The organism is Nocardioides sp. PD653-B2 (genome assembly GCF_002117935.1).
Lineage (GTDB): Bacteria > Actinomycetota > Actinomycetes > Propionibacteriales > Nocardioidaceae > Nocardioides.
The window spans coordinates 53,682-73,449 of the sequence record NZ_BDJE01000037.1; the positions used below are offsets into that span (position 1 = coordinate 53,682).

Below are 19,768 nucleotides of genomic sequence, written 5' to 3' on the forward strand. Positions count from 1 at the left end.
GTATGCCGCCCGGGCGCCCGTCGTCCCCAGCCAGCGCCATCTCGGGAGCGTCCCGTGTCGCCGCCCCGATAGCCTGACCTCATGATCGACCCCCGCATCCTCCGAGACGAACCCGACCGCGTGAGGCGCTCCCTCCACAAGCGTGGGATGCCCACCACCGTCGTCGACGACGCACTTGCCGCCGACGGAAGGCGCAAGGGCTCGATCCAGAAGTTCGAGCAGAAGCGTGCTCAGCAAAAAGAGATCGGCCTCAAGATCAAGAAGGCCGCCCCTGCCGAGAAGTCGGTCCTGCTCAGCACGACCAAGGAGATCTCGAACGACGTCAAGGCCTATCAAGCCGACCTCAGCTCGGCTGAGCAGGAGTGGGATCGAGCTCTCAAGGCGATTCCCAACGTCGCCGACGATGCCCCTGCAGGGGGCGAGGACGACTTCGTACTCATCGAGACGGTCGGAACGCCTCGCGAGTTCGACTTCGAGCCGAGAGACCACATCGAGCTGGGCAAGCTTCTCGGAGCGATCGACATCGAGCGGGGCGCCAAAGTATCCGGTTCGCGCTTCTACTTTCTCACCGGCGTCGGTGCTGAGCTCGAGTTCGCCCTGATCAACCTGGCGATGGAACAAGCGCGCGAGGCCGGCTTCACCCAGGTCATTCCTCCTTCGATGGTCAAGCCCCGGGCGATGGAGGGCACCGGCTTCCTCGGCCAGGCGGCCGACGACGTCTACCGCATCGAGGGCCAGGACATGTACCTCGTCGGGACCTCGGAGGTCCCGATGGCGGCCTACCACTCCGACGAGATCCTCGACGGTGCCAAGCTCCCCCTGCGCTACGCGGCCTTCAGCCCGTGCTTCCGCAAGGAGGCCGGCTCGCACGGCAAGGACACCAAGGGCATCATCCGGGTGCACTGGTTCGACAAGGTCGAGATGTTCGTCTACACGACGCTCGAGGACGCGAGCGCGGAGCACCTGCGCCTGCTCAACTGGGAGAAGTCGTTCCTCGACAAGCTCGAGCTGGCCTATCGCGTCATCGATGTCGCTGCCGGAGACCTGGGACTCTCTGCCGCCCGCAAGTACGACTGCGAGGCGTGGATCCCGACGCAGGGCAAGTACCGCGAGCTGACCTCGACGTCCAACTGCACCGACTTCCAGACCCGGCGCCTCGACACCCGCGGGCGGTTCGGATCGGACATCAAACCAGTGGCCACCCTCAACGGCACGCTGTGTGCCATGACCCGCACGATCGTCGCGATCCTCGAGACGCACCAGCAGGCCGACGGCTCGGTCCGGGTGCCGAAGGCGCTCCAGCCCTGGCTCGGCGGACGCGAGGTCCTGGAGCCGGTCGCCCCGTGACGGACCCCGTGACGGACCCCGTGACGGACCCAGTGACGGACCCCGTGACTGACCCAGCGACTGACCCAGTGACTGAGTGGACACCACGACTGGTCGCGCTCGACATCGACGGCACCATCCTCAAGTGGATCGACGGCGGCGGCACCACCCGTGAGGAGATCTCACCGGCGGTGAAGGCCGCCGTGGGCCGGGCGCTCGACGCCGGCGCCCACGTGGTCCTCGCCAGCGGCCGCTCGCCGCACGGCATGACCGAGGTCGCCGACCTGCTCGAGCTCCACGGTCCCGGCCGGGACCGGCTCTGGATCGTGGCGTCCAACGGCGCCGTCGTGTTCCGCTACCCGCCGCTCGACGTCGTGCACGAGGAGAAGTTCGACGCCCGCCCGGCGGTCGAGGCGATCCTCGACCGGCACCCGACCGCCCTGGTGGCGATCGAGGAGCGCGGGGTCGGCTACCGGGTGAACTCGCACTTCCCCGAGGGTGAGCTGTCGGGCGACATGATCCTGACCGAGATGGGCGACCTGCTGGCCAACGAGGTGAGCCGGGTGATCATCCGCGACCCGGCGTCGACCGCCGACGACTTCGTGAAGCTGGCCGCGGAGCTCGGCCTGCACGGCACCAGCTACGTCGTCGGCTGGACCGCCTGGCTCGACCTGGCCCCGGTCGGCGTCTCGAAGGCGTCCGGCCTCCAGCACGTCGCCGACCAGCTCGGCCTGACCGCCGACGACGCCCTGGCGGTCGGCGACGGCCGCAACGACCTCGAGATGTTCGCGTGGGCGCACCGCGGGGTGGCCATGGGCCAGGCGATCGAGGAGGTCATCGCCGCCGCGGACGACGTGACCGGCAGCGTCTACGAGGACGGCCTGGCGACCGAGCTCGACAAGTTCTTCGGATGACCCTCCCCGCGGTGGTCACCACCGAGCGGCTGACCCTGCCACTCTGGACGCCCGACGAGGCGGCCGACATCCGGGCCGGCCGCAGCCGCGCGGGCTGGCACCGCGACTACCCGCGCCCGGACGACCGCGACGCCGCGACGGTCTACCACCCGGGTGACCCCTGGGCGCCGCGGCACATCGTGCGCGGCGCCACGGCCCTGGGCTCGATCGGGTTCTTCGGCCCGCCCGAGCCGGCGCCCGACGGCGTGCCGGAGGCCGAGGTCGGCTACGGCCTGGTCGAGGAGGCCCGCGGCTGGGGCTTCGCGACCGAGGCGCTCACGGCGCTGCTCGCCGAGGCCGACGCGGCCGGCGTACGCGTCCGCGCCAGCGTCGTGCCGACCAACAGGGCCAGCATCCGGGTGCTCGCGAAGTGCGGCTTCACCGAGCTGCGCGGCGCCAACGACGACGGAGAGCTGGTGATGGCCCGCCCCCTGCCGGGCACCACGTTCATCGAGGCCCGACCGCGGCGGGCCTCGCGCCCGCGGCTGGTCGCCACCGACCTCGACGGCACCCTGGTCCGCTCGGACGGCACCGTGTCGGGCTACACCCACGACGTGCTGCTGGCGGTCGAGCGGCTCGGCGTCCCCGTCGTCTTCGTCACGGGCCGGCCGCTGCGCTGGGCCGAGGAGGTCTTCGAGTACGTCGGCGAGCACGGCCTCGCCGTCGTCTCCAACGGCGCGCTCGTCTGGGACGTCGCCCGCCACGACGTGCACCTGCTCCGCCCGATCGAGCCCGAGCTCGGCCTGGACGTCTGCGCCCTGCTGCGCGAGGCGGTCCCCGGCACGACGTTCGCGGTCGAGACCCTCGACGGCATCGGCCTCGAGCCGGAGTTCCTCGAGCGGCACCCGGTCCCCGATGGGGCCCGGCGCGGCCCGGTGGAGGAGCTCTTCGACCAGCCGGCGGTCAAGCTGCTCGCCCGCCACGAGGAGCTCGGCCCCCAGGAGTTCTGGGACCTCGCCGAGGCGGCCGTCGACGGACGCCTGGTCATCACCTGGTCGTCGGCGACCTCGCTGCTCGAGATCAGCGCGCCGGGCGTCACCAAGGCCTCGACCCTCGAGCTGCTGTGCGCCGACGTCGGCGTCGACGCGGCCGACGTGATCGCGTTCGGTGACATGCCCAACGACCTGCCGATGCTCACCTGGGCCGGCACGTCGTACGCCATGGCCGACGCCCACCCCACCGTCGTCGAGGCCGCCGACCACGTCGCGCCCGGGCACGACGAGGACGGCGTCGCGCAGGTGCTGGCTGGTGTCTTCAACCTGTGATCTGTTGAGATGGGTGTCGTGTCCGTGACCCGCCACCTCCGACTCCTGACGGCCGCCCTGCTGCTCGCCGGGTCGGGTGCCGTCGCCCTCGGCACTCCCGCAGCCACGGCCGCGGCGCCGCGCTGTCCCGACGACGGCGCGTCGATCCAGACCCACACCATGGACGCCGACGACGTCTTCACCGGCTCGGTGACCGACCGTGCGCGGGAGGGCGACCAGGTCGTCTACACCGTCGCCGTCGACCGGGTCTACAAGGGCGACGTCGACATCCCGGAGGTCTCGGTCACCACCGACCGTGCGGCCCGGGCGTGCGGCCTCCCGGACCTGGCGACGGGCTCGCCGTACGTCTTCTTCACGAGCGGCGAGGACCTCTCCACGGCGGCCGCCAGCGGCACCGCCGAGGCCACCGAGGCCCGGGTGGCCCGGCTCGTGCGACTCCTCGGTGAGGGCCGGGCACCGACCCCCCCGGAGCCGGACACGGCGACCTTCACCCGGGTGGCCGGCGCGCCGACCAGCCTGGAGCGGGTCGCAGCGCCGGGCCTGGCGCTGGTGATCGTGGGCCTGCTCGGCCTCGGTCTCGCGGCCGGCCTCGACCGGCGTCGGGCCTGAGCTACAGGTACATCCCGCCCGAGTCGCCGGGCGCCGCGGGCTGTTGCCCGCCCTGCTCGCCGGCCCCGGCCTGGGGTGGCGCCATGCCCTGCGGCAGTGCGCGCCGGATCTGCTCGAACTGCGCCCGCGACGCCATCTGCTGGGCGTAGATCGCGGTCTGGATGCCGTGGAAGAGCCCCTCGAGCCAGCCGACCAGCTGGGCCTGGGCGATCCGCAGCTCGCCGTCGGACGGCGTGGCGTCCTCGCCGAACGGCAGGGTCAGCCGCTCCAGCTCCTCGACCAGCTCGGGCGCCAGGCCGGCCTCGAGCTCCTTGATCGAGGCCTGGTGGATCTCCTTGAGCCGGTTGCGGCTCGCCTCGTCGAGGGGCGCGGCCTTCACCTCCTCGAGCAGCTGGCGGATCATGCTCCCGATCCGCATCACCTTGGCGGGCTGCTCGACCAGGTCGGTGATCGAGCTCCCCTCCTCCGCGTCGCCCGGGTCGGCGCCCTGGCCCTGGAGGGCGGAGGCGGGCACGGCGCCGATCGGCTGGCCGTCCGGCCCGATGATCACGACGTGCTGCTCCTGCGTGTCCGGCTGCTCGCTCATGGGCCCACGGTATCCGCCGGCCAGCGACCTCAGATCGTCAGGAGGATCTTGCCGCTGTGCTCGCCCGACTCCATCAGGGCGTGCGCGGCTGCCACGTCCTCGAGCGGCATGGTGCCGTGCACCACGGGCCGCACGAGCCCGGCGGAGACCAGCGGCCAGACGTGCTCGACGACGGAGGCGCAGATCGCGGACTTCTCGTCGACCGGGCGGGAGCGCAGCGCCGTCGCGATCACCGCGCCGCGCTTGCGCAGCAGCGTGTTGATGTCGAGCTCGCCCTTCGAGCCGCCCTGCATCCCGATGATGACCAGCCGGCCCTCGATGGCGAGGACGTCGACGTTGCGGCCGAGGTACTTCGCCCCCATGTTGTCGAGGACGACGTCCGCGCCGTACCCGTCGGTGGCCTCTCGCACGACCTCGACGAAGTCCTGGTCGCGGTAGTTGATCGTCACGTCGGCGCCGAGCGCCGCGCAGGCGGCGAGTTTCTCGGCGGTGCCGGCCGTGGTCAGCACCGTCGCGCCGAGCTGGTGGGCGAGCTGGATCGCGAAGGTGCCGATGCCGCCCGCCCCACCGTGCACGAGGAACGTCTCGTGCGGCTTGAGCCCCGCGACCATGAAGACGTTCGACCACACGGTGGCCGCCACCTCGGGCAGCGCGGCCGCGTGGACCAGGTCGACGCCGTCCGGCACCGGCATCAGCTGGCCGGCCGGTACGGCGACCTTCTCGGCGTACCCGCCCCCGGCGAGCAGTGCGCACGCCGGGTCGCCGACGCTCCAGCCGGTGACGCCCTCGCCGAGCGCCGCGACCGTGCCGCTGCACTCCATCCCGATCACCGGGGAGGCGCCGGGCGGCGGGGGGTAGAGGCCCTGTCGCTGCAGCAGGTCGGCCCGGTTCAGCCCGGCCGCGACCACGTCGAGGACGACCTCACCCGGCCCCGGCGTGGGGTCGGGCAGCTCGCCCACGGACAGGACTTCGGGGCCGCCGGCACCGTCGGCGATCACAGCACGCATGGCTGCGAGCCTAGGTCAGTCCTCGTCGAAGGTCTCGCCGGTGTGGTCGACCCCGCTGTCGTCGGGCACGTCGACCTCGACGCCGTCGACGACGGGGTCCGGCGCGTCGGCCGGCCGGTCCCAGCCGTCGGCGAGCGCCTGGACCCGGGACGCGAGCGCCTCGATCATCTCCGGGTCGGCGTCCCGAGAGCCGGCCGCGTAGCCGAGGAGGTAGGTGGTGATCGGCGCCGCCGGTCGGGCCACGTTGTGGGCCGCGACCCGGGCCAGGTCCAGCACCAGCCCTTCGTCGACCTCGGTGTCGACGTCGAGCAGGTCACTCACTTCGTCGATCCAGTCGTGGAGGTTCACGGGGACAGATTTCCCGGAACCACCACGCATTCGCAACCCCTAGAGCCCCGGCGGGTCGGCCTGGAGGTCCCGCAGGTCGGCCCACGTGTCGACATCGCGACCCTCGTCGGCCTCCGGTGCGACGTCGGCCAGGTCGAGGCCGCCGATCAGCCGGTGCAGCGCCATCGCGTGCTGGCCCTCGTGGTCGGGCCGGATCCGGTCGAGCACCGCGGCGTCGAGAACGCCGGCCAGCTGGCGCCGCCCGGACGCGTCGGTCAGGAAGGCGCCGTCGTGCCCGGCCGCGGCCTCGTGCAGGCGGCGGAACGTCCACGGGCTCACCCAGGGCATGTCCACGGCGAGCACGCCGAGGGTGGTCGGCTCCCGGACCAGGGCGTCGCGGCCCGTGAGCAGGGCGGCGACCGGGCCGCCGTACCGCGGGTTCTCGCGGGTGAAGGTCACCGGCCGCGTGGTCGGCACCGGGTCGCCCACCACGACCACCTCGGAGGCGTCCACCAGCGCCTCGATGGCGTGCTCGAGCAGGGTGCGCCCGAGGTACTCCACCGAGGCCTTGTCGGCGCCGTCCAGCCGGACCGCGCGGCCGCCGGCGAGCAGCACCGCGCAGAAGCCGGGCCCGTAGTCGCCTGGGTCTGCGGGGAGCACCATGTCCCGGAGTCTCCCACTGCTGGCAGGCTAGGGCTGTGTCCACCCTCACCGTCACCCTCGTGCAGCACGCGTCCGGCCTCGAGCCGGCCTCGAACCGGGCGCTCCTCGGCGAGCTGACCCCGACGGACACCGACCTGGTGGTCTTCCCGGAGGCGTTCGCCCGGGACTTCGGCGAGGCCGGCTCCGACGTCGGGCCGTACGCCGAGCCGCTCGACGGCGCCTTCGCCACGGAGGTCGCGCGCGTGGCCGCCGAGCGCGGCACCACCGTGGTGGCCGGGATGTTCGAGTCCGGCAGCGACCCCGAGCGCCCGTTCAACACGCTCGTGGCCCGTGGCACGGCCGCGGCGTCGTACCGCAAGATCCACCTCTACGACTCCTTCGGCTACCGGGAGTCCGACCGGCTCAGCGCCGGCCCCCTCGAGCCCGCCGTGGTCGAGGTCGGCGGCTTCGCGGTCGGCCTGATGACCTGTTACGACCTGCGCTTCCCCGAGCTCGCTCGCGCGCTCGTCGACGCCGGCGCCGAGGTCCTCGTGGTGTCGGCGGCCTGGGTCGCGGGCCCGCGCAAGGTCGACCACTGGCGCACCCTGGTGACGGCCCGGGCCGTGGAGAACACCGTGTTCGTGGTCGCGGTCGGCCAGCCCGGGCCGCGCTACACCGGCCACTCGATGGTCGTGGACCCCCTCGGCGACGTGCTCGTCGAGGCCGGCGCCGACGCCGCGGTGCTCACCGCGACGCTGGAGCGCGAGAGCCTCGACACGGCGCGGAGGACCAACCCCTCGCTGGCCAACCGGCGTCTGTAACCTTCCTCGACGTGTCCAGGTCCGCCCCGCGTCGTCGAGCCGAGCGGCCGGTGTCGCGGCGCGAGCTCGGCGGCCTGGACCTGCAGGCCCGGGCCGAGCGCATCGCCAGCTCGCGCGCGCCGGTGGTCGCCTGGGTGCTGATCGTGGCCGCGGGCCTCGGCGCGCTGGCCGCATGCGTGGCCGACCAGGGGCAGGGCTACCTGTGCGGCGCGGGCTCGGTCGCGATCGTCACGGCGTACTCCTGGGCGCTCGCCGCCCGCACCGGCGGCCGGCCCGTGGTCGTCGGCTTCGTCGCGCTCGTGCTCGGTGTGGTCGTGGTGGTCAGCGACGACGACTCCCTGCGGACCGGTGCCGCCGTCTTGACCTGTGTCGTCTCGGCGGTGCTGGCCGTGATGGCGACGGTCCCGGCCGTCCGCTTCGTGCACGCCGTCCGCGAGGTCGTGATCGCCGTGCTGATCGCGGCGGTGGGCGCGCTGGCCACGGTCGGCTTCGAGCCGGTGGTCACCGTGGCCCGGTTCGAGTACGTCACCCTCGGGCTGGCCCTCCTCGGCGCCCTGACGGTCGTCTACCGCCTCGGCGCCGGGCTCCACGGGCTGGGCCGCCGCGGCGCGATGACGGTCCTGATCGGGACCGCCGTGCTCGCGCTGACCCTGGTGTACGCCGAGATCCTGCGCCGCTACGGCACCCCCACGCTGGTCGACAACCTGCTCGACGTCGTGGCCTGGAGCCGGGACAACCTCGGCGCCTTCCCGCGCCCGATCGAGACGGTCCTCGGCATCCCGGCCCTCGCCTGGGGCACCCACATGCGGGCCCGGCGCCGTCAGGGCTGGTGGGTCTGCGCCTTCGGGGTCGCCGCGACCATCCCGGTCGCGAACGCGTTGGTGAACCCGTCGATCACGCTGGTCGAGAGCGGCCTGTCGGTCCTGTACGGCGTCGTCGTCGGGCTGCTGATCGGCTTCGCCGTGATCCGCCTCGACCTCGCGATCACCGGTCCCCGCGGTCGCCGCGGTCGCCGGGCCGAGGAGGCGGGGGCGCTCCGGCCCGAACCGGCTCGCACCCGTCCGCTCCTCTAGGGCGAGTGACGAGTACCTGTCGGTAACGGCTAGGTTCGCAGCATGGCTCGTGAACAGGTCACCGAGATCGTCGCCGAGATGGTCGCCAACGTGATGAGCGTGAGCGTGGCTGTCGGCGACCCGGTCGCGCCGGGTGACACCGTGGTGCTCCTGGAGTCGATGAAGATGGAGATCCCGGTCCTGGTCGAGGCCCCGGGCACGGTGCGGGCGATCAAGGTCGCGCCCGGTGACGTCGTCCAGGAGGGCGACGTGCTCGTCGAGATCCTGCACTGACGACTCCGCGCGGCCCTTTAGACTCGTGCCTGCACCGGACCCGCGGGTCCGGGCACGGAGGGGTGCCGGAGCGGCCGATCGGAACCGCCTTGAAAGCGGTCGTAGGGAGACCTACCGCGGGTTCGAATCCCGCCCCCTCTGCCAGGTCTACTCGGAGCCGCCGAGCTCCAGCTCGACCTCGTCGTACGCCAGGTCGTGGAGCCGCTGCCCGTGCCGGGCGATATCGACCGCCAGCCGGTGCAGCTCGCCTCGGACCTGCTCGACCCGGGGGCTCTCGAGCACCTGGGGTCCGAGGGCGCTCAGCCGGCTGAGCAGGGCGGTCCGCTCGCGGAGCATCGTGCCCTCGCGCGCGGCCAGCGAGCCCTCGCCGGGGGTGGCCGCCTCGGCGACGAGCACGTCGCGGACGGCGGCCATCCGCTGGCGGACGGCCCAGCGCCAGCTGCCGAGTGCGGCCGTGGGCTGGCGCGGGGCGTCGAGGGCCTGCTGGAGGCCGTGCAGGGCGGTGGTCATCCCGGAGCTGGTGACGGTCATCGAAGCCTCCCGGCGGCACGGAGGAGGGTGAACTCCGAGTGTCACCCCGCCGGGGTCTCCCGACAACCCGGTGACCGCCCCCAATGCGGTGTCTTGTTCAATCAAGCCATGCCTGGCGACCACTCCGACGACCCGGTGTCCGACTATCGGCTCGCGCCGACCTACGGCGCCCGGCTCGTCGGCGGCCTGCTCGTCGGCCTGGCCGTGCTGCTCTTCGCGGCGACCGCGCTGGTCGCCGTGGGACTCCCCGCCGACCTGGTGCTGGTGCTGGCGGTGCTCGGCGTCGCCGGGGTGCTCGCCGCCGGCTACCTGCTGACCCGGCGGGTGGCCGTCGTGCACCTGGGGCCGGAGGGCTACCGGGTCCGCCTGGTCCGCGGCGTCGGGGTCGCGGCCGCCGGGTGGACCGAGGTCGCCGAGGCGGTGACCACCTCGCCGGGCGGTCAGCCGGTCGTCGTGCTCAAGCTCGTCGACGGGCGGACGACGACCATCCCGGTCACCGCGCTGGCCGCGGACCGCGAGGAGTTCGTCCGTGACCTGCGGGCCCACCTGCAGCGCGGCCAGGGCCTGCGCCCGCTCTGATTCCCGCCCGGACCGGGCGGGGCTGCCCTGGTTGGCAGTCTCGCGAGGTCGCCTTGTAGCCTGTGCTCGCTGTCGGGGAGGCGTCGCCTAGCCCGGTTTATGGCGCCCGCCTGCTAAGCGGGTTGAGGGTAATCCCCTCTCGCGGGTTCAAATCCCGCCGCCTCCGCCAGTGAGCCCCCTCTGCGAACACTCGCGAGGGGGCTTCGGCATGTCCGCTTGCAAACACCTGCACTGCAGGAATGTGCAATGCACATTTGTGAGGCAGTCATTCGCTCGATGGATCGGCTCCTCCGCGCCCACACTTGTGCCACCGGGTCGTCCGTGGGGCCCGATGACGCAGAAGGTGGAGAGGGACTATGAACATTGCACGCAAGGTCGCCGTTGCGCTCGTCGCAGCGACCATGAGCATCGGCCTGCTGGGGATCTCGGCCCCGGCACACGCAGACACCAGCTGGGGGCGCAGCACCCGCTGATCTCGCACCACAACGTGGTCGAGCCGGGGACCCAACTCACCCCCCACTTGTTCGGTCCCAGTGCCACCCCCCCGGCCCGGCTCGACCTACCACGACGAAGGGCAGCGACCATGTCGCTGCCCTTTCGTCGTGTCTGCGGGGGTCCGCTCAGCCGTCCGGCGTGTCGACGGCGTCATCCCCGTCGTCGTCGTGACCGGTGAGGCCCTGACGGCCGATCGTGTAGCCGAGCTGGAAGCGGGTCTCCGCCTCGAACTCCTCCTTGAGGTCGGCGACGTAGCCCGCGTAGGTGCGCGGGCTGACCCCGAGCCGCTTCGCGGACACCGGGTCGGAGTGGCCCTCGATGAGCATCCGCAGGGTCATCGACCGCTGCTCGGTCGCGATGTCCTTCATCACCGGCGCCTCGCGGCTGGTGAAGGGGCGCCCGCGCGCCCAGGACCGCTCGAAGACGTCGACCAGGTAGGCGACGACCGACGGCTCGTGCACGACGAGCGCGATGTTGTGGGTCTCCTTGCTCGGGATGATCGCCACCCGGCGGTCGAAGACGATCATCCGGTTGAAGAACTCGTCGAGGGTGCGCACCTCGCCCCCGCGCTCGGTGACGGCCGCGACGTACTTGCGGGTCACGTTGTTGCGCCGGGCGCTGTGCTGGTAGAGCGTGCGGATCCGGGCCCCCCGCTCGAGGAGCGCGGTGTCGCGCAGGACGCTGGTGGGCATCAGCCGCAGGTCGCGGATCGCCTGTGGCTGCGCGGTGAGCACCTCCTCCTCGCAGTCGGAGACGAGCCCGGCGATGTAGGGGTCGATCGCGTCGCGCGGCAGGTAGGTGAACGGGCCGGTGGCGACCGTGTGCGGAGCACGCCGCCAGGCGTGGTTGAGGGCGCCGAACGCGTGCGCCCACTGCGAGGACTCGTCGAGGAGCCGGGCCGCCTCGCTGCTCAGCGGCGTGACGACGCGTGACTGGACGGTGCTGGGATCCTCCGCCTCCCACCGCGACGCGTCGGCGGTCAGGTGCACGAGGCCCATCTGGAGCAGCAGGGCGAGCGCGGCCTGGAGCTTGCCGCCCTCCTGGATCCGTGCGTCGGTGGCGGAGAGGCCGCCGGTGATCACGATCTGCTCGTAGAGCTCGCGTCCCTCGGACTCGAAGAGTGCACGATCATCGGCCCCGTAGGTCTCCACGCAGCCATCCCCTTCCTGCCCGAGCCCCCATGCGCGCCGAAGCTGATGGGCTGATGATTCCACAGCGCGCCAACAGAGAAGGCCCCGTCCGGGTCCGGACGGGGCCTTCTCTGGTGGGTCGGTGACGGTGGCGGCCTCAGCCCTCGTCGTTCTCCAGCGCTGCGGCGACGCGACGGTGGGCCACCCAGATCTCCTCGGGGAGACGGTCGAACTGCTTGAGGTGCTCCTCGCGGAAGCCCATCTCCTGCTTCCAGCGGTCCACGTCGATCGTGAGGATCTTGGCGAGGTCCTCCGGCTTGGTGCTCATCCCGGTGAGGACCAGCTCGTCCTCGGTCGGGATGATGCCGACCGGGGTCTCGCGGCCCTTCACCTCGCCGTTCTTGAGCTGCAGGAGCCAGAGCAGCGGGCGCAGGTTGTCGCGGTAGCCGTGCCACAGGAAGTGGCCGTCCTCGGGATCGCGCTGGAACCAGTTCACGTGCGCGAAGATCGGCTGCTCCTTCGCGGCGCCGATGATCTTCAGGTAGTGAGCCGCGTAGTCGCCTTCGCCGTAGGCCATGAAGGGCCGGTTCGACATCGGGTCGTAGCGCAGCTGGCCCTCGACACCCTCGGCCGCAGCCGTGGCCTCGGCGCCCAGTGTGAGACCGTCGTACACGCCCTCGGCGAGGTCGGTGATCGCGCGGATCAGCGGCTCGCGGTCACGGGTGCGGCCGCCGAAGATGATCGCGTCGATCGGCACGCCCTTGGCGGCGTTGTAGTCGGGCGCGATGTTGGGGACGTTGTCGAGCGTCGTGGTGAAGCGGCTGTTCGGGTGCGCCCACGGCAGGTCGTCGCCCTCCTCGCGGTCGGCGATCGGGGCGCCTCGCCAGTCGAGCCAGCCGTCGGTGTCGGCCGGCGGCTCCTTCGTCTTGCCCTCCCACCAGACCTCCTGGGTCTTCGGGTTGTAGGCGATGTTCGTGAAGATGGTGCCGGTGCCGTGGGCGACCGACTGCAGCGCGGTCGGGTTGGTGACCTCGTTGGTGTCCTTGGCGACGCCGAAGACGCCGTACTCCGGGTTCATCCCGTAGAGCTTGCCGTCCTCCTCGTCGACCCACAGCCACGCGATGTCGTCGCCGTAGAAGGAGACGTGGTAGCGGTCGCCGAGGGCGTCGGGGGCCAGCATCATCGCGAGGTTGGTCTTGCCCGAGGCGCTCGGGAAGCCGCCGCAGATGTGGTACGTCTTGCCGGTCTCCTTGTCGTGGATCCCGATGAGCATGTACTGCTCGGCGAGGAACTTCTCCGACGCCCAGCCGTCGTACGCCGCCTGGCGCAGGCCGTGGGCGATCTTGCCCAGCAGCGCGTTGCCGCCGTACGACGAGCCGAAGTGGAGGATCGTGCGCTCGTCAGCGACGGTCACGAAGTAGCGCTGGTCCTCGTCGGTGCCCTGGCCGAGGTTCTCCAGGTCGCCGGTCACGTGGACCGCTCGCACGAAGCTGTTCTGGTCCTCGAGGTCGTTGACGAACTCGACGCCCACGCGCGACATCCGGATCATGTGCAGCACGACGGTGCGCGCGTCGGTCAGCTCGACACCCGCGGCCCACGGCTCGAGCGCGTTGCCCGGAGGGGACATCAGGTAGGGGATGACGTACATCGTCTTGCCGACCGAGGCGCCGCGCATGCGGTCCTCCAGGAGCGGCTTCATCTCCGAGGCCGGGCGCCAGTTGTTGTAGACGCCCTTGTCGTCGGGGTTGCTCGTGGCCACGATCGTGCGCTCCTCGGAGCGCGCGGTGTCCTTGTGGTAGCTGCGGGAGTAGTAGCACCCCTCGCCGGCCGGCTCGAGCTCGCCGGCCTCCAGGGCCTCCTCGATCAGCCGCGCGTCGTCAGCGGCCGAGACCACCTCGATGCGGTCGGCGCCGGTGAGGTCCGCGTAGTAGCGGATGTACTCCCGGACCTTCTGGTTGGTGAGCCCTGCGGCATCCAGTGCCTCGTCAACGTCTGCCATCTGGCTGTTCCCTCTCGCGCATTCGCGGTCTTCTCCGGGCCGGGCCCGGCGTCGCCGGCCATCGAGCGTATCGACGGTGTGTCGTGGAGTAGCTGTGGATCGCACGGCGTCGTTGTCGGCGACTTTTGTAGCCCCGGAGGTGGCGCTGGAACATGCGCCCGGCCTCGGGTTGGGGGCGACAGTACCCCCCTAGTTTGGGCACGACACATTGGATCGTTCAACGCTCTATGGGCCGCGTCACACCCCGCCAATTAGCTCCGGAATCGGCTCTGCTTAGGGCTTTTCGAGGTCAAAGAATCGCGCCGCGGGGGGCGTGACTTCGTCGGGTCGTCGGGCGATCAGCACGGCGTCGTCGACGGTCGCCAGGACCCGGTGCTCCGGGGTCGACGGGTGCACTGATTTCGTCCACCCCGCGAGGGTCGGCTATCCTCGACCAGTCGTTCACGCGAGTGTGCGAAGGGCGCCTGTAGCTCAACGGATAGAGCATCTGACTACGGATCAGAAGGTTTGGGGTTCGAATCCCTACAGGCGCGCAGTGTGATCTCTCAGGAGATCCCGGACAGGCCGGACCCAGAACTCGGGTCCGGCCTTCTGCTTTGTCCGGGTCTGGGTCCTGGTGGTCGACCGACCGGCGCGCTCGCGTCGGCCGTCCCGGTCTTCAGGAGCGGGTGCTCCGGACCCGCCGCCGCAGCTGGAAGATCCGCAGGGAGCCGGCGACCGCGGTCAGCACGATGCCGCCGACCGCGGCGACCATGAGGGTGACCGCGAGTGGCGCCTCGCCGTCCCAGCCGAGGAACGACACATGCACGTCCTGGGTGTTCTGCGCGATGAAGATGACGAGCAGGATGAGCACCACAGCCAGGGCGACGACGCCGATCCAGGCGCCGCTCGTGCGCGAGGGGCGCAGCGGGTCCGCGGGCGGCGGGGTGGTCTCGGTGTCGGGCGCCGGGTCGAGCGAGGGGTCGGGCGTGGGATCGGTCATGCCTGACCGTACCCGCTGGCGGCGGACCCTAGCCGTCCGTGCGGTGGCGGCTCTCCACCGGATCACGCCTAGGCTGGACCCATGAAGACCCGGCTGACGTGCCCGTGCGGCACGACCATCACGGCTGCCGACGAGGACGAGCTCGTCGAGCTGACCCAGCAGCACCTGGCCGCGGAGCACCCCGGCATGTCGTACGGACGCGACGAGATCCTCTTCATCGCGACCTGACCCTCGCGTCAGGCAGGTGGGGGCGGTGCTCCCGTGGGTCAGGTCGCCGGCGCCACCGAGGGCTCGTGCGTCACCTGGTCCCAGCTGAAGACGTACGTCGCGCCGCCCTCCGGCACGTCGAGGACCAGGTTGCTCCCGCCGCTGGCCCCGCCGGCGCCGTAGTTGGTGTCCCACGCGTCGTCGATCGCGACCTTCCACTCGTAGGAGCCGGGCGGCAGCGTGAAGGTGCCGTGCCACTGGCCGTCGGTGTCGTCGAAGGCGAGGTGGGTGGCGGCGCACGCCGGGTCCCAGTCGGCCGGGCAGCCGAGCTCGGACTGGAGGCTGCCGGCCACGGTCACCGAGTCGACGGCGGGTGTCGGCTTCGCCGTCGTCACCCGCACCGGGGCGCTGGTCACGGTCGGCAGGCCCTGCTCCGCCAGGATCGCTCGGTAGCGCACCGACGTCCCGAGCGGCAGGTCCTCGACGTCGTCGGTCGCGACGTACACGGGCGACGAGCTGTCGGTGCCGAGGTCCGTCCACGGCCCGCCCTCCACGCTGCGCTGGAACGTCACCGACTGGGTCGGCAGCTCCGGGTCGACCGTCGCGCTGACGGTGACCGGGTCGATGTTCGCGACCGTCCCGCCGTCCGCGGGCGCCACGACCGTGAGCCGGCGGGCCGGCACCCGGACCTTCTCGATCTCGCTGCCGCGGGTGTGTCCGGCGTTGTCGAGGACGGCCGCGCGGTAGCTGACCCGGTCGCCCGGCAGCAGCTGGGCGGCGGTGTCGTGGAAGACCTGGTACGGCGCGGAGTCGTCGACGCCGATGGTCCGCCAGCGGCCGGAGTCCCCGATCCGGCGCTGGAAGGTGACCTCGTAGAACGACGAGCCGTGGACGGTCGCGCGCACGTGCATCCGGCCGTTCGACGCCGCGGCCGGCGTCGGCTTCGCGAGGGTGATCCTCGGCGCCCGGGCCGACCTGGGGATCCGCCCGACGGACGTGTAGACGACCGTCGAGAGGGCGGGCACGGTGACCGTGACGCGGCCCTGCCGGTCGAGCGGGGCCGTCGGGTCGCCGGAGCCGTAGACGCGGCGCATCTTCGTCCCGTCGAGGTAGGTCGGCACCTTCGTGGTCACCGCCTGCTCGCTGTTGTTGAGAGCGACGACGAACTCCGTGCGGTGCTGCCGGTCGATCCGGGAGAACGCGAAGACGCCGGGCCCGGCTGACGCCGTACGGACCTGCATGGCGCCGTTGCGCAGGGCCGGGTACTGCGCGGTGACGTCCGCGAGATCGGCGATGGTCTTGTACATGGGGCTGTCGGTGACGAAGTTGTCGTCCGCGCCGGTGCGGTCGGAGCCGATCTGCTCGTCGTCCATGTACTCCGGCACCTGGCTGGCGAACATGGTCTGCCGGGCGAGCTGGTCGCCGCCCGTGCCGGTGAAGCCCTGCTCGTCGCCGTAGTAGACGACCGGGTTGCCGCGGGAGAAGTACATGAGCTGGTGCGCGAGCCGGTCCCGGGCGAGCAGCTCGGCGGCGTCGGCGTCGGGGTTGTCGGTCTCGAGGAAGTAGCCGAACCGCCCCATGTCGTGGTTGCCCAGGAACGTCGGCAGCTCGTAGGCGTTCGAGTCGTGGTCGGTGTACCAGTCGTCGTTGCGGAAGAACCGCGCCAACCGCTGGTTGCCCAGCCCCCGGGACGCGAAGCCGCGGGCGGCGTCCTGGAAGGGGAAGTCGAGGATCGCCTGCATGTGGTCGGTGGTCGTGTAGTGCGAGGTGAACGCCTTGGCCGCCGCGTCGCTGCCGTCGAGGGCGACCTCGCCGAACATGAAGAAGTCGTCGTTGCCGTCGCTGGCCGCGATCTGCTGCATGGTCGGGCCGAACTGCCGCCAGAACGCGTCGTCGACATGCTTCATGGTGTCGATCCGGAAGCCGTCGATGTCGAAGTCCTCGACCCAGGTCCGGTAGATGTCGATCATGCCGTCGACGACCTCGGGCTTCTCGGTGAAGAGGTCGTCGAGGCCGAAGAAGTCGCCGTACTGGCTGTCCTCGCCGGTGAAGGTCGTGTTGCCGCGGTTGTGGTAGTTCCGCACGTCGTTGAGCCACGCGGGGACCTTGAGGTCCTCCTCGTCCGGGTCGAGCACGGGGACGTAGGGGAACGAGGTCGCTGCGTCGAGCGCGGGGAACTGGGCTGGGAACTCCGAGCCGCCGGCGTAGTCGCGGTCGTCGAAGGCGTCGCCGTCCGCGTCGGTGTAGGGCCGGGCGTCCTTGGAGACGTACGCCGTCCGGTCGCCCTGCTGGTAGCCGATCACGTCAGCCGTGTGGTTGGTGATGATGTCGAAGAAGACCTTCATCCCCTTGGCGTGCGCCGCGTCGACGAGGTCGGCGAGGTCCGCGTTGGTGCCGAGGTGCGGGTCGACCTGGGTGAAGTCGGTGATCCAGTAGCCGTGGTAGCCCGCCGACGGTCCGTCCTCCAGCTGGACCGCCTTGTTCTTGAAGATCGGCGTCAGCCAGATCGCGTCGGTGCCGAGCCCCTGGATGTAGTCGAGCTTCGAGGTGAGGCCCTTCAGGTCGCCGCCGTTGTAGTAGCCCTTGCCGGTCGGGTCGAAGCCCGTCACGTTCTTGTCACCGGCCAGGCCGCCCTCGTCGTTGGCGGGGTCGCCGTTGGCGAACCGGTCGCTCATGACGAAGTAGAAGTCCTGGTCGGTCAGCGCGGGCCGCAGCGCGTGCCGGGCGTAGCCGCCACCGGACGACGACGGGCCGGCGACCGCCGCCGGCGCCGCCAGGACCGTGAGACCGACCGCCAGCGCGGCTACCAGCGGTGCGGTGTGTCGAATGCGCATGACGCCCCTCCCGAGAACGTGATCTGGATCACGATGAAGGCCAACCTAGAGCGACGCGTCGTCGCGGGGCAAGGCTCCTCTGGTCGGTTGATCTCGGGAGGTCACTAGCGTGTCGTGGCAACGAGGAGGTGGAGCGTGCTCGCCGAAGACGCCCTGGTCCCGCGTGGGCTGCAGCACCCGCGGTTCGTCGCCGTCCCACTGACCGCTGATGTCGCGGCGCTCGACTACGCGGCGTACATGGCGAGCCCCGACGTCATCCGGGTCCACAGCGACGGAAGGTGGGTCGTCGACGGCTTCACGCTGGTCGAGGACCTCGAGCAGGTGGAGCAGCACTGGCGGGACCATCAGGCACACCGGGCGTTCGCCTTCACCTTCCTCACGCCGTCCCGCAACGAGGGTCTGGGCTGCCTGTACCTGAACCCGTTGCGTGACTACCTCGGGCGCGCGGGCGCCGACCCGGAGCTCCTGGAAGTGCTCCCGGCCGCGTCGGCGATGGTGACCTTCTGGGTGCGCCAGGATCAGCAGGACACCGGACTGGCGGAAGACGTCGTCCGCTCCGTTGACGGGTGGTTGCGCCGGGACTGGCCACTCGACACGTATCTATTTCGTGTCCTCCCTGACGAGCGGTCCTCCTGCGCCGCGCTCGAGGCACACGGTCTGCGGCAGGCCGATCTGGCGTTGCCCGCAGAGACGAGGCCGTACCTGTGGTTCGGTCCGGCGACAGGGGCGAGTGTCCTCAAGCAGCGGCCAGGAGGATCTGGGTGAAGTGGTACTCGGCTCGGCTGTGGGCGCGTCGTGGGCTGGGGGTGGGTAGGGGTGGTGCGGTGGTCCGGATGGTGTGTCCGGTCGGGGTGGTGGTCTCCATGGTGTGGGGGTGGCCGGGTGGTCCGGTGATGGGTCGGGTGCGCCAGCCGGGTGCTTGTTTGGCGTAGTTGCAGTGTTCGCAGAGCCCTTGGCCGTTGAGTGCGGTGGTGGGTCCGCCGGCGGCGTGGGGGACGGCGTGGTCGTGGTGGCGGATGGGGGCGTCGCAGTAGGGGGTGCGGCAGGTGCGGTCGCGCAGGTCGATGAGGTCGCGGAGGCCTTTCGGGAAGGTCCGGGCGACCGAGTCGAGGGCGACGAGGGCGCCGGCGGCGGGGGTCGCGTAGAGGCGGCGGAGCGCGGCGGTGGACTGGTCGATGGCGGCCTGGGTGAGGTCGCGGGTGTGGTCGGGTGGGAGGGGCCCGTAGCCGTGGAGCCAGGCGGGCTCCGATCCGTTGTTGAGGAGGGTCTGGTCGGAGACGACGAGGTTGATGGTGATCGGGACGGTGTCGGCGCGGGGTTGACCGGTGATGCGTTCGACGAGGGTGTCGGCCATGATCTGGGCGCGGGTTCTCGGGTCGCCGTGGGCGCGTTGGGTGTCGGCGATGGCGGTGAGGGTGGCCCAGACGGCGACGCCCTGGGTGGCGGGCAGCAGGGTGGTGAGCTGGGCCATGGTGTCGGGGGCGGGGCGCAGGGTGACGCGGCGTTCGGTCTCTGCCTTGGACCGCCGGTTGACCACGGCGGCGGGGTCGAGGGCGTAGGCGAGCTTCTGGGTCTCGGCGACCAGGCGCCGGTCGCCCCAGCTCTCGTACCGGTGGGTGCCGTCGGGCAGGGGTGCGCACAGCTGCTGGTCGACGGCTGCGCGGTCCTGGGGGCTCAGGCAGGTGGTTTCGCGGGCGATGAGGGTGGCCCGCCACTCGGACAGTCCGGCGGCCATGGCGGCCCGGGTGTGCGGCAGCTCCGCGGCCAGGGCATGGGCCAGGGCGAGGAGCCGGGCGCCGCGGGCGGGGGACTCGCGCCGCGCCAGGGCGATCTGGGCGGCGACGCCGCGGCCCTGGTCGCGGGTGGGCAGGCGCAGGTCGCGGTGCTGGGCGCGCACGGAGTGGTCGAGGTCGACGGCGAGCTGTGCCTGGACCGCGGAGGCGTGGGCCTTGAGGTCCTCGAGGTGGCGGATGGTGGTGATGCGTTCGGCGTCCGACAGCCCGGGATCGGCCAGGGTGGCGATCTGGGTGTGGAGGTCGGGTGCGGCCATGCCGCAGTCTATCGAACACACGTTCGAATAGCAAGGTTCGGTGAGAAGTTCGACGAAAGGCGGACTCAACCGGTTGTTG

General features: G+C 71.4%; 20 protein-coding genes and 3 tRNA genes. 13 read left to right on the forward strand and 10 right to left on the reverse strand.

The genetic code is table 11. From position 1 onward, the window contains the following. The first annotated feature begins 81 nt into the window (after positions 1-81). From serS to PD653B2_RS16630, 4 genes are all read left to right on the forward strand, one after another. Complete coding sequence (gene serS / locus PD653B2_RS16615; RefSeq protein ID WP_085873510.1) at positions 82-1,347, forward strand: serine--tRNA ligase; 1,266 nt, start codon at positions 82-84, stop codon at positions 1,345-1,347. A 68-nt stretch (positions 1,348-1,415) separates the two neighbouring features. Next, complete coding sequence (locus tag PD653B2_RS16620) at positions 1,416-2,240, forward strand: HAD family hydrolase (protein WP_242665317.1); 825 nt, start codon at positions 1,416-1,418, stop codon at positions 2,238-2,240. Continuing rightward, a complete protein-coding gene (locus PD653B2_RS25715) occupies positions 2,237-3,544 on the forward strand; it encodes an HAD-IIB family hydrolase (protein ID WP_242665318.1) in 1,308 nt (435 codons plus the stop codon). Before PD653B2_RS16620 ends, PD653B2_RS25715 begins: the two co-directional genes overlap by 4 nt. An 18-nt stretch (positions 3,545-3,562) precedes the next feature. Beyond that, entirely contained in the window at positions 3,563-4,153 is a 591-nt protein-coding gene (locus PD653B2_RS16630; RefSeq protein WP_133058926.1) for a hypothetical protein, read from the forward strand. A gap of 1 nt (position 4,154) precedes the next feature. On the opposite strand, the gene PD653B2_RS16635 is transcribed toward PD653B2_RS16630, so the two are convergent. From PD653B2_RS16635 to mobA, 4 genes are read right to left on the reverse strand one after another with little or no spacing between them, the layout of a single operon-like run. Then, complete coding sequence (locus PD653B2_RS16635; protein WP_085873512.1) at positions 4,155-4,739, reverse strand: bacterial proteasome activator family protein; 585 nt, start codon at positions 4,737-4,739, stop codon at positions 4,155-4,157. Between the two features lie 29 nt (positions 4,740-4,768). Further along, the gene (locus PD653B2_RS16640) at positions 4,769-5,746 is read right to left on the reverse strand and encodes an NAD(P)H-quinone oxidoreductase (RefSeq protein WP_085873513.1); all 978 of its coding nucleotides are present in this window, start codon (positions 5,744-5,746) and stop codon (positions 4,769-4,771) included. A gap of 15 nt (positions 5,747-5,761) precedes the next feature. Then, positions 5,762-6,094, reverse strand: coding sequence for a DUF6457 domain-containing protein (locus PD653B2_RS16645; protein ID WP_207559307.1), 333 nt, complete (start codon positions 6,092-6,094; stop codon positions 5,762-5,764). 39 nt (positions 6,095-6,133) lie between these two features. Further along, positions 6,134-6,736: a molybdenum cofactor guanylyltransferase gene (gene mobA / locus PD653B2_RS16650; protein WP_085873514.1), complete on the reverse strand. Its 603-nt coding sequence runs from the start codon at positions 6,734-6,736 to the stop codon at positions 6,134-6,136. Between the two features lie 35 nt (positions 6,737-6,771). Between mobA and PD653B2_RS16655 the strand changes: the two genes are divergently transcribed. The 4 genes from PD653B2_RS16655 (at position 6,772) to PD653B2_RS16670 (ending at position 9,026) form a co-directional block, all read left to right on the forward strand. After that, on the forward strand, positions 6,772-7,536 hold the full coding sequence (locus PD653B2_RS16655; protein ID WP_085873515.1) for a carbon-nitrogen hydrolase family protein: 765 nt from the start codon (positions 6,772-6,774) through the stop codon (positions 7,534-7,536). Between the two features lie 11 nt (positions 7,537-7,547). Continuing rightward, positions 7,548-8,609, forward strand: coding sequence for a hypothetical protein (locus PD653B2_RS16660; RefSeq protein WP_085873516.1), 1,062 nt, complete (start codon positions 7,548-7,550; stop codon positions 8,607-8,609). Positions 8,610-8,651: 42 nt separating this feature from the next. Next, positions 8,652-8,882 (forward strand): biotin/lipoyl-binding carrier protein, encoded by a 231-nt coding sequence (locus PD653B2_RS16665; protein WP_085873517.1) that lies wholly within the window; start codon positions 8,652-8,654, stop codon positions 8,880-8,882. A 56-nt stretch (positions 8,883-8,938) separates the two neighbouring features. Continuing rightward, positions 8,939-9,026, forward strand: a tRNA-Ser gene (locus PD653B2_RS16670). Between the two features lie 3 nt (positions 9,027-9,029). Here the strand turns inward: PD653B2_RS16670 and PD653B2_RS16675 are convergent. Then, entirely contained in the window at positions 9,030-9,413 is a 384-nt protein-coding gene (locus PD653B2_RS16675; RefSeq protein ID WP_085873518.1) for a hypothetical protein, read from the reverse strand. Positions 9,414-9,521: 108 nt separating this feature from the next. Here PD653B2_RS16675 and PD653B2_RS16680 point away from each other — a divergent pair, with 108 nt between their 5' ends. After that, a complete protein-coding gene (locus PD653B2_RS16680) occupies positions 9,522-9,992 on the forward strand; it encodes a hypothetical protein (RefSeq protein WP_085873519.1) in 471 nt (156 codons plus the stop codon). A 76-nt stretch (positions 9,993-10,068) separates the two neighbouring features. Next, positions 10,069-10,161, forward strand: a tRNA-Ser gene (locus PD653B2_RS16685). A gap of 451 nt (positions 10,162-10,612) precedes the next feature. Here the strand turns inward: PD653B2_RS16685 and PD653B2_RS16690 are convergent. Beyond that, positions 10,613-11,638 carry a LuxR family transcriptional regulator gene (locus PD653B2_RS16690; RefSeq protein ID WP_085873520.1) on the reverse strand — a complete coding sequence of 342 codons (1,026 nt, stop codon included), beginning with the start codon at positions 11,636-11,638 and terminating at the stop codon, positions 10,613-10,615. 136 nt (positions 11,639-11,774) lie between these two features. Further along, a complete protein-coding gene (locus tag PD653B2_RS16695; protein ID WP_085873521.1) occupies positions 11,775-13,616 on the reverse strand; it encodes a phosphoenolpyruvate carboxykinase (GTP) in 1,842 nt (613 codons plus the stop codon). Between the two features lie 460 nt (positions 13,617-14,076). Between PD653B2_RS16695 and PD653B2_RS16700 the strand changes: the two genes are divergently transcribed. Beyond that, a tRNA-Arg gene (locus tag PD653B2_RS16700) sits at positions 14,077-14,149 on the forward strand. Positions 14,150-14,274: 125 nt separating this feature from the next. Here PD653B2_RS16700 and PD653B2_RS16705 read toward each other — a convergent pair. Continuing rightward, positions 14,275-14,598 carry a LapA family protein gene (locus PD653B2_RS16705; RefSeq protein WP_085873522.1) on the reverse strand — a complete coding sequence of 108 codons (324 nt, stop codon included), beginning with the start codon at positions 14,596-14,598 and terminating at the stop codon, positions 14,275-14,277. 81 nt (positions 14,599-14,679) lie between these two features. Between PD653B2_RS16705 and PD653B2_RS16710 the strand changes: the two genes are divergently transcribed. Then, a complete protein-coding gene (locus PD653B2_RS16710) occupies positions 14,680-14,826 on the forward strand; it encodes a DUF1059 domain-containing protein (protein ID WP_085873523.1) in 147 nt (48 codons plus the stop codon). Positions 14,827-14,864: 38 nt separating this feature from the next. Here PD653B2_RS16710 and PD653B2_RS16715 read toward each other — a convergent pair whose 3' ends face one another. Continuing rightward, positions 14,865-17,639 carry an alpha-amylase family glycosyl hydrolase gene (locus PD653B2_RS16715; RefSeq protein ID WP_085873524.1) on the reverse strand — a complete coding sequence of 925 codons (2,775 nt, stop codon included), beginning with the start codon at positions 17,637-17,639 and terminating at the stop codon, positions 14,865-14,867. 135 nt (positions 17,640-17,774) lie between these two features. On the opposite strand from PD653B2_RS16715, the gene PD653B2_RS16720 reads away from it, so the two are divergent. Further along, positions 17,775-18,404 (forward strand): GNAT family N-acetyltransferase, encoded by a 630-nt coding sequence (locus PD653B2_RS16720; RefSeq protein WP_165763509.1) that lies wholly within the window; start codon positions 17,775-17,777, stop codon positions 18,402-18,404. On the opposite strand, the gene PD653B2_RS16725 is transcribed toward PD653B2_RS16720, so the two are convergent. Then, positions 18,376-19,689 (reverse strand): HNH endonuclease, encoded by a 1,314-nt coding sequence (locus PD653B2_RS16725; protein ID WP_085873526.1) that lies wholly within the window; start codon positions 19,687-19,689, stop codon positions 18,376-18,378. The two genes, PD653B2_RS16720 and PD653B2_RS16725, sit on opposite strands and share 29 nt — an antisense overlap. Positions 19,690-19,768: the final 79 nt, after the last annotated feature.